This window comes from Pseudomonas sp. GW822-FHT04H02, from assembly GCF_058800645.1.
Genome location: NZ_JBXAMM010000005.1, coordinates 515,832 through 533,376 on the forward strand (window position 1 = coordinate 515,832; position 17,545 = coordinate 533,376).

General features: G+C 63.9%; 16 protein-coding genes and 1 tRNA gene. 6 read left to right on the forward strand and 11 right to left on the reverse strand.

Translation table 11 applies throughout. The annotated features are described in order from the left end of the window. Window positions 1-59: 59 nt before the first annotated feature. From AC1RMG_RS24315 to AC1RMG_RS24330, 4 genes are all read left to right on the forward strand, one after another. Window positions 60-758, forward strand: coding sequence for an MOSC domain-containing protein (locus tag AC1RMG_RS24315; RefSeq protein ID WP_072443653.1), 699 nt, complete (start codon window positions 60-62; stop codon window positions 756-758). Beyond that, entirely contained in the window at window positions 755-2,038 is a 1,284-nt protein-coding gene (locus AC1RMG_RS24320; protein WP_493170421.1) for an aspartate aminotransferase family protein, read from the forward strand. The genes AC1RMG_RS24315 and AC1RMG_RS24320 overlap by 4 nt, the downstream gene beginning before the upstream one ends. Further along, entirely contained in the window at window positions 2,038-2,763 is a 726-nt protein-coding gene (locus tag AC1RMG_RS24325; RefSeq protein WP_011063855.1) for a type 1 glutamine amidotransferase, read from the forward strand. The genes AC1RMG_RS24320 and AC1RMG_RS24325 overlap by 1 nt, the downstream gene beginning before the upstream one ends. A gap of 299 nt (window positions 2,764-3,062) precedes the next feature. Continuing rightward, a complete protein-coding gene (locus AC1RMG_RS24330; protein WP_011063854.1) occupies window positions 3,063-3,221 on the forward strand; it encodes a YqaE/Pmp3 family membrane protein in 159 nt (52 codons plus the stop codon). 36 nt (window positions 3,222-3,257) lie between these two features. On the opposite strand, the gene AC1RMG_RS24335 is transcribed toward AC1RMG_RS24330, so the two are convergent. The 10 genes from AC1RMG_RS24335 to AC1RMG_RS24380 form a co-directional block, all read right to left on the reverse strand. Continuing rightward, the gene (locus AC1RMG_RS24335; RefSeq protein WP_493170423.1) at window positions 3,258-5,090 is read right to left on the reverse strand and encodes a S9 family peptidase; all 1,833 of its coding nucleotides are present in this window, start codon (window positions 5,088-5,090) and stop codon (window positions 3,258-3,260) included. Next, on the reverse strand, window positions 5,056-6,225 hold the full coding sequence (gene pqqE / locus AC1RMG_RS24340; protein WP_019094523.1) for a pyrroloquinoline quinone biosynthesis protein PqqE: 1,170 nt from the start codon (window positions 6,223-6,225) through the stop codon (window positions 5,056-5,058). Before pqqE ends, AC1RMG_RS24335 begins: the two co-directional genes overlap by 35 nt. Next, a complete protein-coding gene (gene pqqD / locus AC1RMG_RS24345; protein WP_011063851.1) occupies window positions 6,197-6,472 on the reverse strand; it encodes a pyrroloquinoline quinone biosynthesis peptide chaperone PqqD in 276 nt (91 codons plus the stop codon). The genes pqqE and pqqD overlap by 29 nt, the downstream gene beginning before the upstream one ends. Then, a complete protein-coding gene (pqqC, locus tag AC1RMG_RS24350) occupies window positions 6,469-7,221 on the reverse strand; it encodes a pyrroloquinoline-quinone synthase PqqC (RefSeq protein WP_493170425.1) in 753 nt (250 codons plus the stop codon). Before pqqC ends, pqqD begins: the two co-directional genes overlap by 4 nt. 92 nt (window positions 7,222-7,313) lie before the next feature. Then, the gene (gene pqqB / locus AC1RMG_RS24355; RefSeq protein WP_011063849.1) at window positions 7,314-8,225 is read right to left on the reverse strand and encodes a pyrroloquinoline quinone biosynthesis protein PqqB; all 912 of its coding nucleotides are present in this window, start codon (window positions 8,223-8,225) and stop codon (window positions 7,314-7,316) included. Between the two features lie 104 nt (window positions 8,226-8,329). Then, window positions 8,330-8,404, reverse strand: coding sequence for a pyrroloquinoline quinone precursor peptide PqqA (gene pqqA / locus AC1RMG_RS24360; RefSeq protein WP_003194766.1), 75 nt, complete (start codon window positions 8,402-8,404; stop codon window positions 8,330-8,332). A 156-nt stretch (window positions 8,405-8,560) separates the two neighbouring features. Continuing rightward, a complete protein-coding gene (gene pqqF / locus AC1RMG_RS24365; protein WP_493170427.1) occupies window positions 8,561-11,023 on the reverse strand; it encodes a pyrroloquinoline quinone biosynthesis protein PqqF in 2,463 nt (820 codons plus the stop codon). Between the two features lie 48 nt (window positions 11,024-11,071). Then, the gene (locus AC1RMG_RS24370; RefSeq protein ID WP_011063847.1) at window positions 11,072-11,866 is read right to left on the reverse strand and encodes a carbon-nitrogen hydrolase family protein; all 795 of its coding nucleotides are present in this window, start codon (window positions 11,864-11,866) and stop codon (window positions 11,072-11,074) included. A gap of 111 nt (window positions 11,867-11,977) precedes the next feature. Next, complete coding sequence (locus tag AC1RMG_RS24375) at window positions 11,978-13,660, reverse strand: flavin monoamine oxidase family protein (RefSeq protein ID WP_410036824.1); 1,683 nt, start codon at window positions 13,658-13,660, stop codon at window positions 11,978-11,980. A gap of 168 nt (window positions 13,661-13,828) precedes the next feature. Beyond that, entirely contained in the window at window positions 13,829-14,290 is a 462-nt protein-coding gene (locus AC1RMG_RS24380; protein WP_011063845.1) for an Lrp/AsnC family transcriptional regulator, read from the reverse strand. A gap of 208 nt (window positions 14,291-14,498) precedes the next feature. Between AC1RMG_RS24380 and AC1RMG_RS24385 the strand changes: the two genes are divergently transcribed. Further along, the gene (locus tag AC1RMG_RS24385) at window positions 14,499-16,874 is read left to right on the forward strand and encodes a glucose/quinate/shikimate family membrane-bound PQQ-dependent dehydrogenase (protein WP_019094517.1); all 2,376 of its coding nucleotides are present in this window, start codon (window positions 14,499-14,501) and stop codon (window positions 16,872-16,874) included. A gap of 218 nt (window positions 16,875-17,092) precedes the next feature. Beyond that, the gene (locus tag AC1RMG_RS24390; RefSeq protein ID WP_170866334.1) at window positions 17,093-17,398 is read left to right on the forward strand and encodes a hypothetical protein; all 306 of its coding nucleotides are present in this window, start codon (window positions 17,093-17,095) and stop codon (window positions 17,396-17,398) included. Between the two features lie 60 nt (window positions 17,399-17,458). Here AC1RMG_RS24390 and AC1RMG_RS24395 read toward each other — a convergent pair. After that, window positions 17,459-17,535: transfer RNA gene (locus AC1RMG_RS24395), tRNA-Ile, on the reverse strand. Between the last annotated feature and the right edge of the window lie 10 nt (window positions 17,536-17,545).

Sequence of the window (17,545 nt, forward strand, 5' to 3'; positions counted from 1 at the left end):
AGCCCCTGAGGGGCCTAGTCTAGCGCCTATTCACAAGGCTTACAGGGCCACGAAGGGCGATGAATACCGTTTGCGTCGATGGTGTTTACATAGGCAAGGCAAAAAATCTCGGCCAGGGTCTGGTCAGCGACACCGACAAGTACCCGGTTGCCAACCGACTCTGGTTGTGGCCACAAGGCCTGGGCAGCGATGAGCACGGCGATCCGCGCTTTCACACCGGTCCCGAGCGCGCCTTGCATCATTACCCCGCTGAACACTATGACCACTGGCGCAAACGTTACCCACAGTTCGCCTGGTGCGCGCCGGCCTTCGGTGAAAACCTGTCCACCCATGGCCTCACCGAAGAACAGGTGTGCCTGGGCGATCTGTTTCGCTGGGGCGGTGCGCTATTGCAGGTCAGCCAGCCGCGTTCGCCCTGCTATCGCCTGAGCCATCGCTGGGGCCTGGCCAATCTGCCGCAACAGGCCCAGGACAATGGTCGTTGCGGCTGGTTTTACCGGGTCCTCAAGCCAGGTTTCGTACAAGCGGATGAACCCTTTGAACTGATTCAGCGCAGTTACCCCGGCCTCACCGTGGCCTGGGCCCTGCGCTGTTTTTTCCAGGAACCTCTGGAGCATGCTGGCTTGAAAACCCTCATTGATTGCCCGGCGCTTTCCTCGCGCTGGCGTGATATTGCTATCAAGCGCATGCGTACTGGCCGGGTTGAAGACTGGTCCGCGCGCCTGCTGGGGCTGCCGCTGGAGGGCCTGCGGGCATGAATCTGTTCAACCTGCGCCGCACTGTGCCGAGCCTGGAAGATCTGGCCGCCGAGCCCTATGCAAACGCTTCGGCCCCGGCCTTTTCCAACGAGTGCCTGATGCCCAGTGTGCAGCGTCCCCAACCGGTCTTCGTGCGCGGCCAGGGCTCTTGGCTGTGGGACAGTGAAGACCGTACTTACCTGGATTTCACCCAGGCTGGGGCCGCCAACAGTCTTGGCCACAGCCCGTCGGTCCTGGTCGCCGCGCTTGCCGAGCAGGCGCAGTCGCTGATCAACCCGGGTTCCGGGTTCTACAATCGGGGCATGCTCAAGCTGGCCGATCGCCTGTGCCGCAGCACCGGCAGCGACCAGGCCTACCTGCTGAGCAGCGGCACTGAAGCTTGCGAGGCCGCAATCAAGCTGGCGCGTAAATGGGGGCAACTGCATCGTGGCGGCGCGGCTGGCATCATCACCGCCAGCCAGAGCTGCCATGGTCGTGGCTTTGCTGCGTTGTTGGCGGCTGGCAGCGGCGCTCCGGGCAATCGTTTCGGCCCCGGGCTGCCGGGTTTCAGCCAGGTGCCGTTCAACGATCTGCCGGCTTTGCACGCGGCGGTGGATGCGCAAACCGTGGCGATCATGCTGGAGCCGATCCAGAGTGAGGCTGGTGTCATTCCGGCGACCGAGCATTACCTCAAGGGTGTCGAGCGCCTGTGCCGTGAACTGGGCATCCTGCTGATTCTCGATGAGGTCCAGACTGGCATCGGCCGCTGCGGCACCCTGCTGGCCGAACAGCTGTATGGCGTGCGTGCCGACATCATCGCTCTGGGCAAGGGGCTCGGCGGTGGCGTGCCACTGGCGGCGCTGCTGGCACGGGGCAAGGCCTGCTGTTTCGAGGCGGGCGAGCTGGATGGCACTCACCATGGCAATGCGCTGATGACCTCGGCCGGCCTGGCGGTCCTGGACAGCCTGCAGGAGCATGGCTTTCTCCAGCAGGCGCGCCATAACGGCCAGTACCTGGGGCAGGAACTGACCCGCCTGGCGAGCCGGTATGCACAGGGCCAAGTGCGGGGGCAGGGTTTGTTCTGGGGCATGACCCTGGCGGATGAGTCCGCCGACGCGGTGGTCAAGGCCGCCTTGCATGAAGGCTTGCTGCTCAGCGCGCCGCAACCGGACTGCCTGCGTTTTACCCCGGCATTGAGTGTCAGCAAAGGCAATATCGACGAGATGCTCCTGCGCCTGGCCCGGGCTTTTTCCCGGGTGCGCACGGCGCAATTGCACTGTCGCAAGGGAGTGGCCGTCTGATGCGTGTACTGATCCTGCAACATTCGCCTGCCTCCGGGCCGGGGCGGATCAACCAGTGGCTGCTGGAGCGGGCGAGCGCCGTGCACATCTGCCATCTGTACGCCCAGGCACGTTTGCCGCGGCTCGACAGTTTCGACCTGCTGATCGCTCTGGGTGGGCCCATGAGTGTGCACGACGAGGCCCAGACTCCGTGGCTGGCCGCGGAAAAACGCCTGTTGCGCAAGGCCCTGTCCGCCGGCAAGCGCGTGCTGGGCATCGGCCTGGGTGGCCAGCTCCTGGCGCAGGCGCTGGGGGCGCAGGTTCGCCCCAGTGCAGCGCGGGAGATTGGCTGGTGGCCTGTGGAAAAGTACCCCAATGCCCAGGACTCGCCTTTGGGGCTGGCCTTGCCGGAACGTCTGATGGCCTTTCATTGGCACGGCGAAAGCTTCGATCTCCCCAAGGGCGCGTTGCCGCTCTATCGCTCGGCGGCCTGCGATCACCAGGGCTTTATCTGGCAGGAGCGGGCCATCGGCTTGCAATGCCTGTTGCAGAGCGACTTGCACAGCATCGAGGCACTTTTGCAGGCGCGCCCCAACGGTTGGCTGAGCGCTGAACACAGCGCCGAGCCCGATAGCGTCGAGGATCAACAGGCGATTCTCGCCGGAATCCCGCATTGCAGTGGTCTGGCACCCACGCTGTTCCGGGTGCTGGATTACCTTTCCGGGCCACATGCGACCTTACGTTGACTGACTTCCTGAACCGTCTCGCGGTATAACGCATCGCCCCGTGTCCGATTTTTCGCACGGGGCGTTTTTTTATCTCCAGCTTTTTCAACCCCCCCTCTTTGTTCTTGCAACCTCCTTCAAGTACCGGCTCGTTGTACGGGCGCCATGGCCCTCAAGCTGTTGAGCGTGGTGCAGGAACATGGCCTCCAGATCCTCGCCCGAGTGGCTGCGCGGCCTCGAATTCGCTCTGAACCCTGGCGTATAGCCAAGGTCGATTGCAGGTAAGGCTCATTCGAGCCGATTGTTATCAGGAGCTGCCCATGGACTTGATCCGCATCATCTTCGCCATTCTCTTGCCGCCCCTGGGGGTCTTCCTGCAAGTGGGGTTTGGCGGCGCTTTCTGGCTGAACATCCTGCTGACCCTGTGCGGCTACATTCCGGGGATCGTGCATGCGGTGTACATCATCGCCAAACGCTGATGGTCTGCCCGTTCCAGGGGAACGGGCAGTAGCTGATCAGTGCTGTGCCTGCAACACTCGGCGGTAAAACCGCCACTCCTGCTCCAGGGCGTGGGCCTGGTTGCTGGCCTTGCGAAAGCCGTGGCGCTCATCGGGATAGTAGTGGGCCTCGGCGGCGATGCCCTGGTCCTGTAGTGCCTTGAGCATGTCGCGAGTCTGCTTGGGCACCACCACCGCATCCTGCTCGCCCTGGAAAAACACCACCGGCACACCGATGCTGCTGGCGTGGGCCAGGGGAGTACGGGCCAGATAACGTTCGCTGTCGCGTTCAGGATCGCCGATCAGCCAGTCCAGGTAGTCGCCTTCGAACTTGTGGGTGGCGCGGGCCAGGCTGATCGGATCGCTGACTCCGTAGAGGCTGGCCCCGGCGCAGAAGACCTTGGCGAAGGCCAGGGCGCAGAGGGTGGTGTAGCCCCCCGAGCTGCCGCCGCGTATGAATGCCTGTTGCGGATCGATCAGCCCCTGCTCATCCAGGTGGGCCACCACGGCGCAGGCGTCTTGCACATCCACCTCGCCCCAGCGCAGGTGCAGGGCCTGGCGATAGGCCCGGCCATATCCGGTGCTGCCGCGGTAGTTCAGGTCGGCCACGGCAAAGCCGCGCTGGGTCCAGAACTGGATACGCGGGTCGAGTATCGGGTAACAGGCCGAAGTCGGGCCGCCGTGGATGAACACCACCAGGGGCGGCCGGTTGACACCGTTCATGGCCGGGTAGAAGAAGCCGTGGGCCTGGCCGTCGCCGCTGGGGTAGCACAGGGTCTGCGGGCGGCTGATGCGTTCCGCCGGCAGAGGGGCAATCCCTCCCGCCAGGACTTGGACCTGCCGGGTCTTGCGGTCTATGGCGATAACGGCCGAGGGGCTGACAGGCGAGGCCGCGATGCAGTACAGGTAGTGCTGGTCCAGCGCCAGGCTGCGGAAGCGGCTGTAGTCGCCGCTAAAGTCCTGCTGGAAACCGTCGTCCTGACGCAGCCCGAGGCGGCCAAAACCCTGCTCGGTCCAGCTGCCAAACCAGGCATCGCCGCCCAGGGGCAGCCAGGTGCAACTTCCCAGTTGCCAAGGCGCCGGGGCATGGTCCGCGGCGGTGCTGGGCAACGGCCGCAAACCATCGCTCGACTCGGTCCAGGGTTGCCAGAAACCGCCGCGATCGCTGAGGCAATACAGCTGATCGTGCTGGTCGAAGCGCGGCTGTTGTAGTGACTCTGGCTCGCCATCGCCCGCCACGCAGCGGGGATCCCCCCAGGTCCCGTTGCCCAGGCGCTCAGCAAGCATCAGGCGGGTGCTGGTCCAAGGTTGATGGGGCCGGTCCCACTCGATCCAGGCCAGGCGCAGACCATTGGGGCTGAGGGTAGGAGCGGCATAGAAGTCGGCCCCGGCAGCCAGTAGCCGGCGTTGACCGGTGATGCTGTCAATGTTCACCAGTTGGTGTTGCTCGGCGCACTCCTCGACGGCCAGCACCTGGCCAGCGTGGCATCGCAGGTCACCGTAGCGGCACGTGCCTTGAGTCAAGGCGCTGGGCGCTCCACCGGCCAGGGGCTGGCGATACAGCTGCTGGTCCGCCTCGTTGACGAACAGCAGGGCATCATCGCTGAGGCAGAAGGCGCCACCACCGTATTCATAGACCCTGCTGCGCACGCTGAAGCCGGTTGGCGTCAGGCAGTGGGCCTGGCCCTGATGCCACTGCCAGATCCGACAGCGGCCGTCCTCGGGACGATATTCATTCCAGAACAGGCCGTGGGTCGTCAGTTGCAGTTCGGCAAAATCGACCCCGGCCGTAGTGGCCTGGCTGGCGCTGAAGGGCTCAACCCTTGGCGATGAGGCGGGAGTTTCGTTCATTGCGAAAAGCCAGTTGCTCGATGGTGTGGGTGGCCGTTTCAGATTCTTCACGGGCCTGGAGGATCATCCCATGGTGTGGCGATTTGCTGCACACCGGATCGGCATTGCTGGCATCTCCGGTGAGCATGAAGGCCTGGCAGCGGCAGCCGCCGAAGTCCTTTTCCTTCTCGTCGCAGGAGCGGCAGGGTTCGGGCATCCAGTCGTACCCGCGAAAGCGGTTGAAACCGAATGAGTCGTACCAGATGTGCTGCATGCTGTGGTCGCGCACATTGGGGAACTGCACCGGCATCTGCCGCGCGCCGTGGCAAGGCAGTGCGGTGCCGTCCGGAGTCACGGTGAGGAAGATGCTGCCCCAGCCATTCATGCAGGCCTTGGGGCGCTCCTCGTAGTAGTCCGGAGTGACGAAGATCAGCTTGCAGGGATGCCCTTGGGCTTCCAGCCTGGCGCGGTATTCGTTGGTGATGCGCTCGGCGCGCACCAGTTGTTCCTTGGTCGGCAGCAGGCCCACGCGGTTGAGCTGGGCCCAGCCGTAGAACTGGCAGGTGGCGAGCTCGACGAAATCGGCTTCCAGGGCGATGCACAGCTCGATGATGCGGTCGATCTTGTCGATGTTGTGCCGGTGGGTGACGAAGTTCAGCACCATCGGATAGCCGTGGGCCTTGACCGCACGGGCCATTTCCAGCTTCTGCGCGAAGGCTTTTTTCGAACCGGCCAGCAGGTTGTTCACCTGTTCGTCGCTGGCCTGGAAGCTGATCTGGATATGGTCCAGGCCGGCTTTCTTGAAGTCGCTGATCTTCTGCTCGGTGAGGCCGATGCCGGAGGTGATCAGGTTGGTATAGAAGCCCAGCTTGCGCGCCTCGCCGATCAGTTCGGCCAGGTCCTGGCGCACCAGCGGCTCGCCGCCGGAGAAACCCAGCTGCGCTGCACCCATTTCCCGCGCTTCGCGAAATACCTTAATCCACTGCTCGGTGCTCAGCTCCTTGCCCTGCTCGGCGAAGTCCAGGGGGTTGGAGCAGTAGGGGCACTGCAGCGGGCAGCGGTAGGTCAGCTCGGCCAGCAGCCACAGCGGCAGGCCAACTTCCGGTTTGCCGGGCAGAACCGCCGGTTCAGGCGAGTTCGATCCAGTGCTGAGCACGGGCGACCTCCATGAACTGCTCGATATCTTCACCGAGCTCGGCCACCCCCGGGAACTGGATTTCCAGCTCGCTGATGATCGCCGCCACGTCACGTTCGCCATCGATCAGGCCGCCAATCAGGGCGGCACTGTCGTTGAGCTTGATCATGCCCTCGGGGTACAGCAGGACGTGGCCCTTTTGCGCCGGTTCATACTGGAAGCGGTAGCCGGGGCGCCAGCGTGGGGTTTTACTGCGGTCGAAACTCATAGGGTGATCCCCTTATGCCAGACCCGCTGATCGGTGACGCTATGATAGGGCGGGCGGTTCAGTTCATAGGCCATGCTCAGGGCGTCGAGCATGCTCCAAAGGATGTCCAGTTTGAACTGGAGAATTTCCAGCATGCGTTCCTGGCCGGCACGGGTGGTGTAGTGCTGCAGGGTGATCGCCAGGCCGTGCTCGACATCGCGGCGGGCCTGGCCCAGGCGGGTGCGGAAGTACTCGTAGCCAGTGGGGTCGATCCATGGGTAATGCTGGGGCCAGCTGTCCAGGCGCGACTGGTGGATTTGCGGCGCGAACAGTTCGGTCAGCGAGCTGCTGGCCGCCTCCTGCCAACTGGCCCGGCGAGCAAAATTGACATAGGCGTCCACGGCAAAGCGCACACCGGGCAGCACCAGTTCCTGGGAGCGCAACTGGTCCGGGTCCAGGCCCACGGCCTGGCCCAGGCGCAGCCAGGCCTCGATGCCGCCGTCCTCGCCCGGGGCGCCGTCATGGTCCAGCAGGCGCTGGATCCATTCGCGGCGAATCTCCCGGTCCGGACAGTTGGCGAGGATCGCCGCGTCCTTCATGGGGATGTTCACCTGGTAATAGAACCGGTTGGCGACCCAGCCCTGGATCTGCTCGCGGGTCGCCCGGCCTTCATACATCGCCACGTGATAAGGGTGATGGATGTGGTAGTAGGCGCCTTTGGCGCGCAGTGCCTGCTCGAATTCGGCGGCGGACAGCGGGGTGTCGGTCATGTGTGTTCTCCGGGGGGCAGCCCTTTCGCGGGCAAGCCCGCTCCTACGCAAAGGGACCAAGGCTCGTGGGGCGAGCTTGTGGGCGATTCGCCCTACAGCTCAATACTCATTCCGTCGTAAGCCACTTCCACCTTTCGGCGTACCAGTTCGGCACGTTCGGCGGAGTCTTCATCGAGTATCGGGTTGGTGTTGTTGATATGTATCAGCACCTTGCGCTGGCGGGGCAACTGTTCCAGCACTTCGAGCATGCCGCCGGGGCCGTTCTGCGCCAGGTGGCCCATTTCCCGGCCGGTACGGGTGCCCACGCCACGACGCTGCATTTCATCGTCTTCCCACAGGGTGCCGTCCACCAGCAGCACATCGCTGGCGGCCATGATCTCCAGGAGTGGCGCGTCGACCTTGCCCAGGCCCGGCGCGTAGAAGAGTTTGCCGCCGCTGCGCAGGTCTTCGACGATCAGGCCGATGTTGTCCCCCGGGTGCGGGTCGAAACGGTGGGGCGAATAGGGCGGCGCTGCGCTGCGCAGGGGCAGCGGCGTGAAGCGCAGGTTGGGGCAGGCGGGGATGCTGAAGCTCTGGTCCAGCTCGATGCGGTTCCAGCTCAGGCCGCCGTTCCAGTGGCTGAGCATCTTGAACAGCGGGAAACCGGTGCTCAGGTCTTCATGGACCATGTCGGTGCACCAGACCTGGTGCGGGCAGCCTTCACGCAGGCTGAGCAGGCCGGTGGTGTGGTCGATCTGGCTGTCCATGAGGATGATGGCGCCGATGCCGGTGTCCCGCAGTGCGCGGCCCGGTTGCATGGGGGCGAAGCTTTGCAACTGCGCGCGGATATCCGGAGAGGCGTTGCACAGCACCCAGTTCACCCCGTCATCGGAAATCGCGATGGACGATTGAGTGCGCGCCTGGGCCCGCAGGCTACCGTCGCGAAATCCGGCGCAGTTCACACAGTTGCAGTTCCACTGCGGAAAACCACCGCCGGCGGCGGAACCTAGAATCTGGACAAACATGGACGCTCCCTGGGCTCAAGACTGAAAAAAGGACGGAGAACTGAAAATAAAAACGCCCCGGACGGGCCGAGGCGTTGCGCTGCGTTTCTGGCCAGAGGCAGAAATTAGCGGCTGGCGAAGTACATGGTGACTTCGAAGCCGATACGCAGGTCAGTGTAAGCAGGTTTGGACCAGGTCATAAAATTGCTCCTTTGAGGTGGGTGGGACGGGTGTTGCCTATACATATAGTCCACCTCCGGCGGGAGATGTTCAGATGCTTAGGAGGCTATCTTACTAAATTCCCACTAAAGGTTGCCCGCAATTCTGAAGAAAGCTCATTGCAGCGCTGGTAATGATCATTCTGCCACTTGCCAGGGTGTACCCGGGCACGGCCTGTTGGCCAGCGCGCTGCAGCCGCCGGCAGCCTCTCTGAGTTGGCGGGCGGCCTGGATCACGATGGCGGGCGTCAGGGCCTCTATGCAGCCTTGCAACTGCGGCAGGTAATCCGACGAGTGGCCGGCCAGTTTTGCCTGCCACAACAGCTCCATGGCCTGGTCCAGGGGCAGGGTCGCGGGCTGCAACTGTTGAGCCAGGGCCTGTCGCTGATCATTCCAGCTGGGCTCGTCGAGTGCCTGGAGTTGTTCGGGCAGGTGCTCAAGGAATTGTGCGATGTGCTGAAGTATCTCGGTGACTGTCGCGCCGGGGGATTGCACGCCGAACAACAGACCCGTCCGGCCGTTGCGCTGGCGAACGGCACTGAAGACGCCATAGCCCAGTTGCAGCTCAACCCGCAGGCGCTGATAGAACGGGGTCTGGCAGAGCTGGCCGAGCAGGCGCCATGCGGCTTCATCGGCAAGGCTGGCGCTGGGCACGGGATAGAACAGCAGCAGGGCATGCTCACCGGCACTCCCGGGCAGGTTCTGCCACTGCTGGCCGGTGCCTGCTGGCACCGGCCGGCAGAGGGTGGCGTCCGCTGTGCCGGGCATCTGTTGCAGGGTTCGGCTCAAGGCTTCCTGGATGGCGGCTGGCAGCGCCAGGCCCAGTCCGTCCCAGCGAGCGCTGGCCCAGAGTGCTTGCAAGGCCTCTGGGTCGGGCTGGGCCGGGCTGTCGGGCTGTGGCTGTTCGCTGAATGCCTTGAGCAATTGGCGGATCGGCAGCAGGGGCGCTTCAGCATTGACGCTTGCCTGCTCCTGCCAGAACGACTCGGCAGGTCGTCCCAGGGCTTTCAATGCTTGCAGTAGTACTGCGGGCATGGGGGACGGCAAACCGTGCAGTTTCAGCAGCCAGTCTTTGCCACAAGAGGTGAAAATCAGCTCTACGCCGGCCTGGCGGGCATCGTCGCGCAATGTCGCCAGGCTGCGCAGCAACCGGGCATGCAAGCCCATCGGAGCAGGCGAGGCCAGTTGCCAGCGCAGAGTCAGGGCGCTACCAGAAGGATCTGCTGGCAGCGCCTGGCTGAAGCTCAGGGCCGAGCTTTCCTTGCGGCCCCGGGAGCGATCCTGGGCAAAGGTGCGCAGCCCGCGATGAGCGCTGGTCTGCCCGCGAATCAACCCGGCCCGTGGTGCCTCGATCGTGCTGCGTAGAAAGGGGTTGGCAGGAGGCAGGCGCCAGTCGTGGCTGAAGTGCTCCACAGCCTGGGGTTGCAACTGCTTGAGCACCTGCTTGAGGGCGGCCAGCCCCGACTCATCCAGCCCATCGGCAGCTTGGCGGCTGTCGCGTCGGGACAGTTCCAGGGCGCTGGCAACTTCGATCTGGCGCTGTTGCAGCAAGGCATATTCTTCGCGCAACGGTGCCCAGTCGGCCTGGGCACTGAAGAACCCCAGCCACTCTGTCAGCAGCTCGCGTACCTGAACCGGGGCTGATGCCGCCACGCTGGTCAGATCGAACTCCAAGTGCAGCAGGGCCTGGCCGGCGAACTCATACAGGAGCGTTGCCTTGAGGCTGTGAGCCAGTTGGCGCTGCTGGAGTTCCGCCAGCAACCCGCCGGGCTTGGCCGATTGCAGCCAGGTGCAGAGAAAATCCACAGCGGCAGTCGCGCCCGCGGGCAGCCGCTCTAGAGCAAACAGCAGGTCCAGCCGCTGGCCGCTGAGTTGTTGGTAAGTCTGGTTGCCCGTGGCCATTAGGGCGGGAGGCGCTGTCTGCTCAAGGTGTTGACCGCTCGGCAGGCAACTGCCGTAGCGTTCCGCCAGGGCTCGGAGCTCCTCCAGTGGCTGCGGGCCGGCGAGGCTCAAGACCATTTGCCCGGCCTGGTAATACTCGCGATGGAACTGCTGCAAGGCCTGCTGGAAGGCGTTATTGGGCAGGTTCAGGCTGTAGCGGTTGCCGGCATGGAAGGCCCTTAGCGGGTGCGCGGCATGAAGACCGTCAAACAGTGCGAACTGACGCTGCGCTGTCGCATCCCGGGACCAGGCGATGAACTCCGCGTGCAGGACTTCCCGCTCCCGGTGTTGGTCCTCCAGGCTCATGCGCGGTTGAGCGAGCATCTCGCACAGACGTTCCAGGCCACCGGCAAAGGCGCTGGCCGGCAGCTCGAAAAAGAACTCGGTGGCACGTTCGCAGGTTCGCGCGTTCAGTTGCCCGCCCTGGGCCCGTACATAGGCCATCAGCCCCTGTTCGACAGGAAAGCGCTCGGTCCCGAGAAACAGCAGGTGTTCCAGAAAGTGCGCCAGGCCCGGCCAGGCCAGCGGCACATCGTGGCTGCCGGCGGCGACCCGCAATGTCGCGGCGCAGCGTTTCAAATGGTGAGCATGACGCAGGGAAACCCGCAGGCCGTTGGCCAGGGTTTCCAGTGGGGGCAGAGGGTGATTCGGCGCGGGCATGAGCACTTCCAGAACAGAGAAGCGCTCATGCTAGCGGATATCCCCGGATCAGCGCTTGCTCAGGTCGTCGTAAAGCTCGGGGCGGCGATCGGACAGGTAGCGGTTGAGTGCCCGGGATTCGCCCATCAGTTGGCGGTCCAGGGTGCCGATGATCAGGGCCTCGTCGAGACCGGCCAGGGCAATCCGGCTGCCGTCGGGGGCGGCGATGCTGCTCTGGCCGCAATAGCGGATCTGTTCTTCATGGCCACAGTAGTTGGCATAGGCCACGTAGCACTGGTTCTCGAAGGCCCGGGCACGGATCGTCACGTCGGCGACGAAGTCGTAGGGGATCATGTTGGCGGTCGGCACCAGAATCAGCTCCGCGCCTGCCAGGGCCAGGCGTCGTGCATTCTCCGGGAACTCGATGTCGTAGCAGATCAGAAAGCCGAGTTTCCAGCCGTCCAGTTCCACCAGCGGAAAGTCATCTTCGCCGGCGCTGAACATCGAATGGTCGAGGTCACCGAACAGGTGGGTCTTGCGGTAGTTGCACAGGCGCTGCCCCTGGGCGTCGATCAACTGCACGGCGTTGTAGATCTGGCCGTCGACACTGCGCTCCGGGTAGCCATAGAGGATCGCCGTGCCGGCGGCCTGGGCGATGGCGGCGATGCGCTGGGCCGAAGGGCCGTCCTGGGCCTCGGCCAGAGCGCCCACCGCTTCCAGGCCGATGTTGTAGCCGCTGAGAAACATCTCCGGCAGCACCAACAGATCGGCATCGGTGGCTTCCATGGCCACCTGATGCAGGCGTTGCAGGTTGCCGGCCACATCCAGCGGCCGTGGCGGGCACTGATACAGGGCGACGCGCATGGTCTTCACTCCACTCACTGACAGACCGGCCACTGTAGCCGCTGTCGCAGGTTCGTACGACATCCCCGCAGGGCAAGCCTGCGGGGACGAGCGCCTGCCCGGCCGCCGGTTTCAGTCGGCCAGGGCAATCGGCCCGATCTCGTGGAACACATCCCCCGGGCCCGGGTTCTCGGCGTGGGTAGCGCCACCGAAGTGCTTCATGATCCCCCACACCGCGTTCAGCGAGGTCTGCACCGCACCCTCGACCCAGGCCGGAGTCCAGGAGACATCGTCACCAGCGATGAAGATACCGCGCTGCTCGGCGGGCATGTCGTCCTGCATGAAGTGCGCGTACATCCGCTGGTTGTAGCGGTAGTGGCCCGGCAGCGCGCCCTTGAAGGCGCCGAGGAAATGCGGGTCGGCCTCCCAGGAGACGGTGATCGGGTCGCCGATGATACGGCTGGCGATATCCACCTTGGGGTAGATCTTCTTCAGCGCATCCAGGGCCAGCTTCACGCGTTTTTCCACCGGCTGCGGCAGCATCTTCAGGGCATCGCTCATCCACGAGTAGGACAGGCAGATCACCCCCGGCTTGTCGTCGCCGTTGTCGAACAGGTAGGTGCCGCGGGTCAGGCGGTCGGTGAGGGTCATGCTCATCAGGTCGCGACCGGTTTCCGGATCCTTGTCCTTCCAGAACGGCCGGTCGACCATGACGAAGGTCTTCGACGACTGCATGTAGCGGGTGCGGTCCAGGGCCATCCACATCTTTTGCGAGAACAGCGATTCCTCGCATTCGATCTGGGTGGTCAGCAGCCAGCTCTGGCAGGTGGTCAGCACCGCGGCGTATTCCCGGGTGTCGCCCCAGTTGTCGGTGACGCTGAAACGGCCATCGGCGGCCCGGGCAATGCGCTTGACCCCGGTACGCGGCGCGCCGTGGTGCAGCGAGCTGAGGCTTGTACCGGCCGGCCAGTGGGCACAACGCTCCGGCACGTGGCGCCAGATGCCCAGGGGCACCTGCTCGACGCCGCCCACCACCAGGTGCTGGTGGTCGTCGCAGTTGGTCATGACCACGCGGAAGATTTCCAGCATCGAGTTGGGGAAGTCCGAATCCCAGCCGCCGGTGCCGAAGCCCACCTGGCCGAACACCTCACGGTGATGGAAAGACAGCTTGGCGAAGGCCTTGGAGGTGGCGACGAAGTCGTAGAAGGTGCGGTCGTCCCACAGCGGCACCAGGGTGTTCCACAGTTCCTTGAGGCGCGCCACGTCGCGGTCACGGATTGCCTGCTGGATTTCGCTGAAGCGCGAACCATCTTCCAGGGCATCGGCCCAGGCATCGGCGACTTCCTGGAACAGCGCCGGCAGGTCGGCGAGTTTCTGGGCGTAGTGGGTCTGGCCTTCGAGGTCGATGACGGTACTGCCCGAGGCCGGGGTCAGCGGGTTGGGAAAGGGCTTGGTTTCAAGGCCGAGCTTGTCGACGTAATGGTAGAAGGCCGTGGACGACACCGGAAAGCGCATGCCACCCAGCTCGGCGATGACCCCCTCGGCTCCCTCAAAGGCCTGGGAGCGCAGGCGGCCGCCCATTTTCGAGGCTTCATAGACCACTGGCTTGAGGCCCAGCTTCATCAGCTCGTAGGCCGCCACCAGCCCGGCGATACCGGCGCCGACAATCGCCACTTCGGTGCCGTGCCGTGCCTGGGGAATGCTGCCCAGGCCGGCAGGATGCTCGATCCAGTCGTCGAAGGCGAAAGGGAAGTCCGGGCCGAAAATGGTGATCGGCTTCTTACCGTCTGCAGGATGGCGATTGTTCTTGTTCATGGCTGACCTTGGCGGGCGGCTCAGCAGAGTGCTGAGTATAGGAAAAGATGGCAGCCATTCTAGAGAGGGTGAAACACGTAAATAAGACGCAAACTGTCGTCGTTATGCTCGGTTATTTATCGATATGACGAATTTGTGCGTCAGATTGACTGATTGGCAGGGCGCGTCTTACAGCGCGTGCCCGCGATCGATCTTGCTGCTGAGGATGATCGAGGTGGTGGTTTTCTCCACGCCGTCAACGCTGCCGATCTGGTCCAGCAACTGGTCCAGCTGTTCCGGTGAGTCGGTGCGCAGCCAGGCCACATAGTCGAATTCGCCGCTGACCGCACACAGTTGCTGGACCTGCGCCATGCCGCTCAGGCGCCGCAGCACTTCCTTGCCAGAGCGCGGCTGGACCTTGATGCCGACATACGCCTGCAAGCCGCCATCGACTACCCGCTGCCCCAGGCGCACGCCATATCCGGTAATGACCCGGGTCTTTTCCAGGCGGGCCAGGCGCGAGGTCACGGTGGTGCGGGCGATACCCAACTGCCGGGCCAGCATCGCCACGCTTTCGCGGGCGTTGATCTGCAAGGCTGCGATCAATTGACGGTCGACTTCGTCAAGAACGGGAGGGCGGCTATCGGACAAGGTGGGCTCCAGCACGGCTATCGGGGGAGCGCACATGTTACAGGCTCCCGTGAACACCCGCCGCAGCTCCCGGAGAACATGGCGCAAGCGACAGCTACGCTCTGTGAGTCGGGAATTTTTTTGAAACAAATGACCTGCGACAGATTGTCATAAGTAACTGGTTAGTACATTCTCGCCGTCAGGTTTTGAAGATGGGAGAGTTTTTAAGATGAAAAACACGGGGGCTGCCGCCGGCAGCAAATGGTTGCTCGGGGGGCTGGGTATCCTGATTGCCCTGATCGGGCTGGGCCTGGCCGCAGGCGGGGGTTACCTCCTGAGCCTGGGCGGCAGTGCCTATTTCCTGTTGATGGGCCTGGCGATGCTGGTGTCCGGGCTGTTGATCGCGCGGCGCAACCCGCGTGGTGCCTGGCTGTATGGGGTGGCCCTGGTGCTGACGGCGATCTGGGCGGTCTGGGATGCGGGCCTGGAATACTGGCCGCTGGTCTCGCGGGTACTGACCTTCGCCGTGATCGGCCTCGTGGTGGCGCTGATCTACCCGACCCTGGTGCGTGCCTCCGGAGCCCATGCCGGGCGCGGTGCCTATGGCCTGGCTGGGCTGTTGGGGATCGGTGTGGTCGCGACCCTGGCCTACATGTTCGTGCCGACCCATGTGGTCAAGGCGGACAAGGTGCCAGCGGTCCAGCCGGTGGCTCCCGGGACGGAACAGAAAGACTGGGCCCACTGGGGCAATACCACTGCGGGCAACCGCTTCGCCGCACTGGACCAGATCAACAAGGGCAACATCGACCAGTTGCAGGTGGCCTGGACCTTCCGCACCGGTGACCTGCCCGAAAGCAACGGCGCTGGTGCCGAAGACCAGAACACACCCCTCCAGATCGGCGATACCGTCTACACCTGCACCGCCTACGGCAAGGTGTTCGCCCTGGACGCCGACACCGGCGCCGAGCGCTGGAAGTTCGACCCTCAGGGCTACGCGCCAAACTGGCAGCGCTGCCGCGGCCTGGGTTATTTCGACGCCTCTGCCACCCCGGTAGCCGATGCTTCGGCGCCCGCTGCTCCGGCGGCCTGCACCAAGCGCCTGTTCCTGCCGACCGGTGATGCGCGCCTGATCGCGATCAACGCTGAAACCGGCAAGCCCTGTGAAGACTTTGGCAACCAGGGCACGGTCGATCTGAAAACCGACATGGGCGAGATCAAGCCGGGCTACTACCAGCAGACTTCGACACCGTTGGTGGCGGGCACCGTGGTGATCGTCGGCGGCCGGGTGGCGGACAACTTCTCCACCGGCGAACCGCCGGGCGTGGTTCGGGCTTTCGATGTGCGCAGCGGCGAGCTGATGTGGGCCTGGGACCCGGGCAACCCGGCCACCACCAAGCGCCCGCCGGCGGGTGAAACCTACACCCGTGGCACGCCCAACGTCTGGTCGGCAATGTCCTATGACGCCAAGCTGGGCCTGGTGTACCTGCCCACTGGCAACGCCACCCCGGATTTCTTCGGCGGCCAGCGCACCGAGTTCGACGACAAGTGGAACTCCTCCATCGTCGCCATCGACGTGAAGACCGGCCAGGTTCGCTGGCACTTCCAGACCACCCATCACGACCTCTGGGACTTCGACCTGCCGGCACAGCCGCTGCTGTACGACATTCCGGACGACAAGGGCGGTGTGCAACCGGCGCTGGCCCAGGTCACCAAGCAGGGCGAGATATTCCTGCTCAACCGTGAGACCGGCAAGCCGATTGCCCGGGTGGAAGAGCGCCCCGTGCCCCAGGGCAATGTGCCGGGCGAGCGGTATTCGCCGACCCAGCCGTTCTCGGTGGAAATGCCGTCGATCGGCAACCAGACCCTGACCGAGTCCGACATGTGGGGCGCGACTCCCTTCGACCAGCTGATGTGCCGTATCCAGTTCAAGGGCATGCGCCATGAGGGTGTGTACACCCCGCCGGGCCTGGATCATGCGTTGCAGTTTCCGGGCTCCCTGGGCGGCATGAACTGGGGCAGCGTGTCGGTGGACCCCACCAGCAACTACATGTTCGTCAACGACATGCGCCTGGGCCTGGCCAATTACATGATTCCCCGGGACCAGATCGCCGCCGGTGCCAGTGGCATCGAGATGGGCGTGGTGCCCCAGGAAGGCACGCCGTTCGGCGCCATGCGCCAGCGCTTCCTCTCGGCGGCGGGCATTCCCTGCCAGAAGCCGCCGTTCGGCACCATGTCGGCCATCGACCTGAAGACCCGCAAGCTGGTGTGGCAAGTGCCGGTGGGTACCGTGCAGGACACCGGCCCGCTGGGGATCCGCATGCACCTGCCGATCCCGATTGGCATGCCGACCCTGGGCGCGTCCCTGGCTACCCAATCCGGCCTGCTGTTCTTCGCCGGTACCCAGGATTTCTACCTGCGGGCCTTCGATACCGGCAATGGCAATGAGATCTGGAAGGCGCGCCTGCCCGTGGGCAGCCAGTCGGGCCCCATGACCTACGTGTCGCCCAAGACCGGTCGCCAGTACATCCTGCTCACCGCTGGCGGTGCGCGGCAGTCGACGGATCGTGGCGACTACGTGATTGCTTACGCGTTGCCCAAGAAATAAGCGCAGCCTGGCAGCAGCATGAAAAAGCCGCGCAATGCGCGGCTTTTTCATGGGCGCAGGCAACGGGCTTCAGCCCCTTGCAATTTGGGGAAGGCGGGGCATGTTCCGGGAGGGCGTTGGTGGTTGACTGCAGGGGAGTGTAAATAAGAACTGTCTTAGATACTGTTTGTGGGTATTTTGCTAAAAAGCCGCCTTTTCCAGATCCCGAAATAGTGGGAATGAATAAGGATGTCGGCATGACGTACAGGCTGTCTCTTTCAGGCTTTCAGGATGCGGTCGAGCATTTCCACACGGTGGTCGAGGCCCTGGCCTTCTATGAAAGCCTTCAGGAGAGGGAGGGGGATGCACCTGGCGCAGGCCGTGCAGAATTGCACTGCCTGCAAAGGAATACCTTCGTCGTCCTGCTTCCGGGAATCAGTGTGCAAACCGTCACCGAAGAACTGGAAACCGTGTGGGAGTGGGCGCCGGAAGATCGCCTGAAGATTCGCCCCATGTTGAAAGAGCGCTATCGGACCAAGACTTGATGAGGTTTGCTTTTCAAGCAACAGACACATAAAAGCCGCGCATTGCGCGGCTTTCTTGTTTGGTGGGCCCACACGGACTTGAACCGTGGACCAAAGGATTATGAGTCCTCTGCTCTAACCAACTGAGCTATAGGCCCTCAGTAGGCG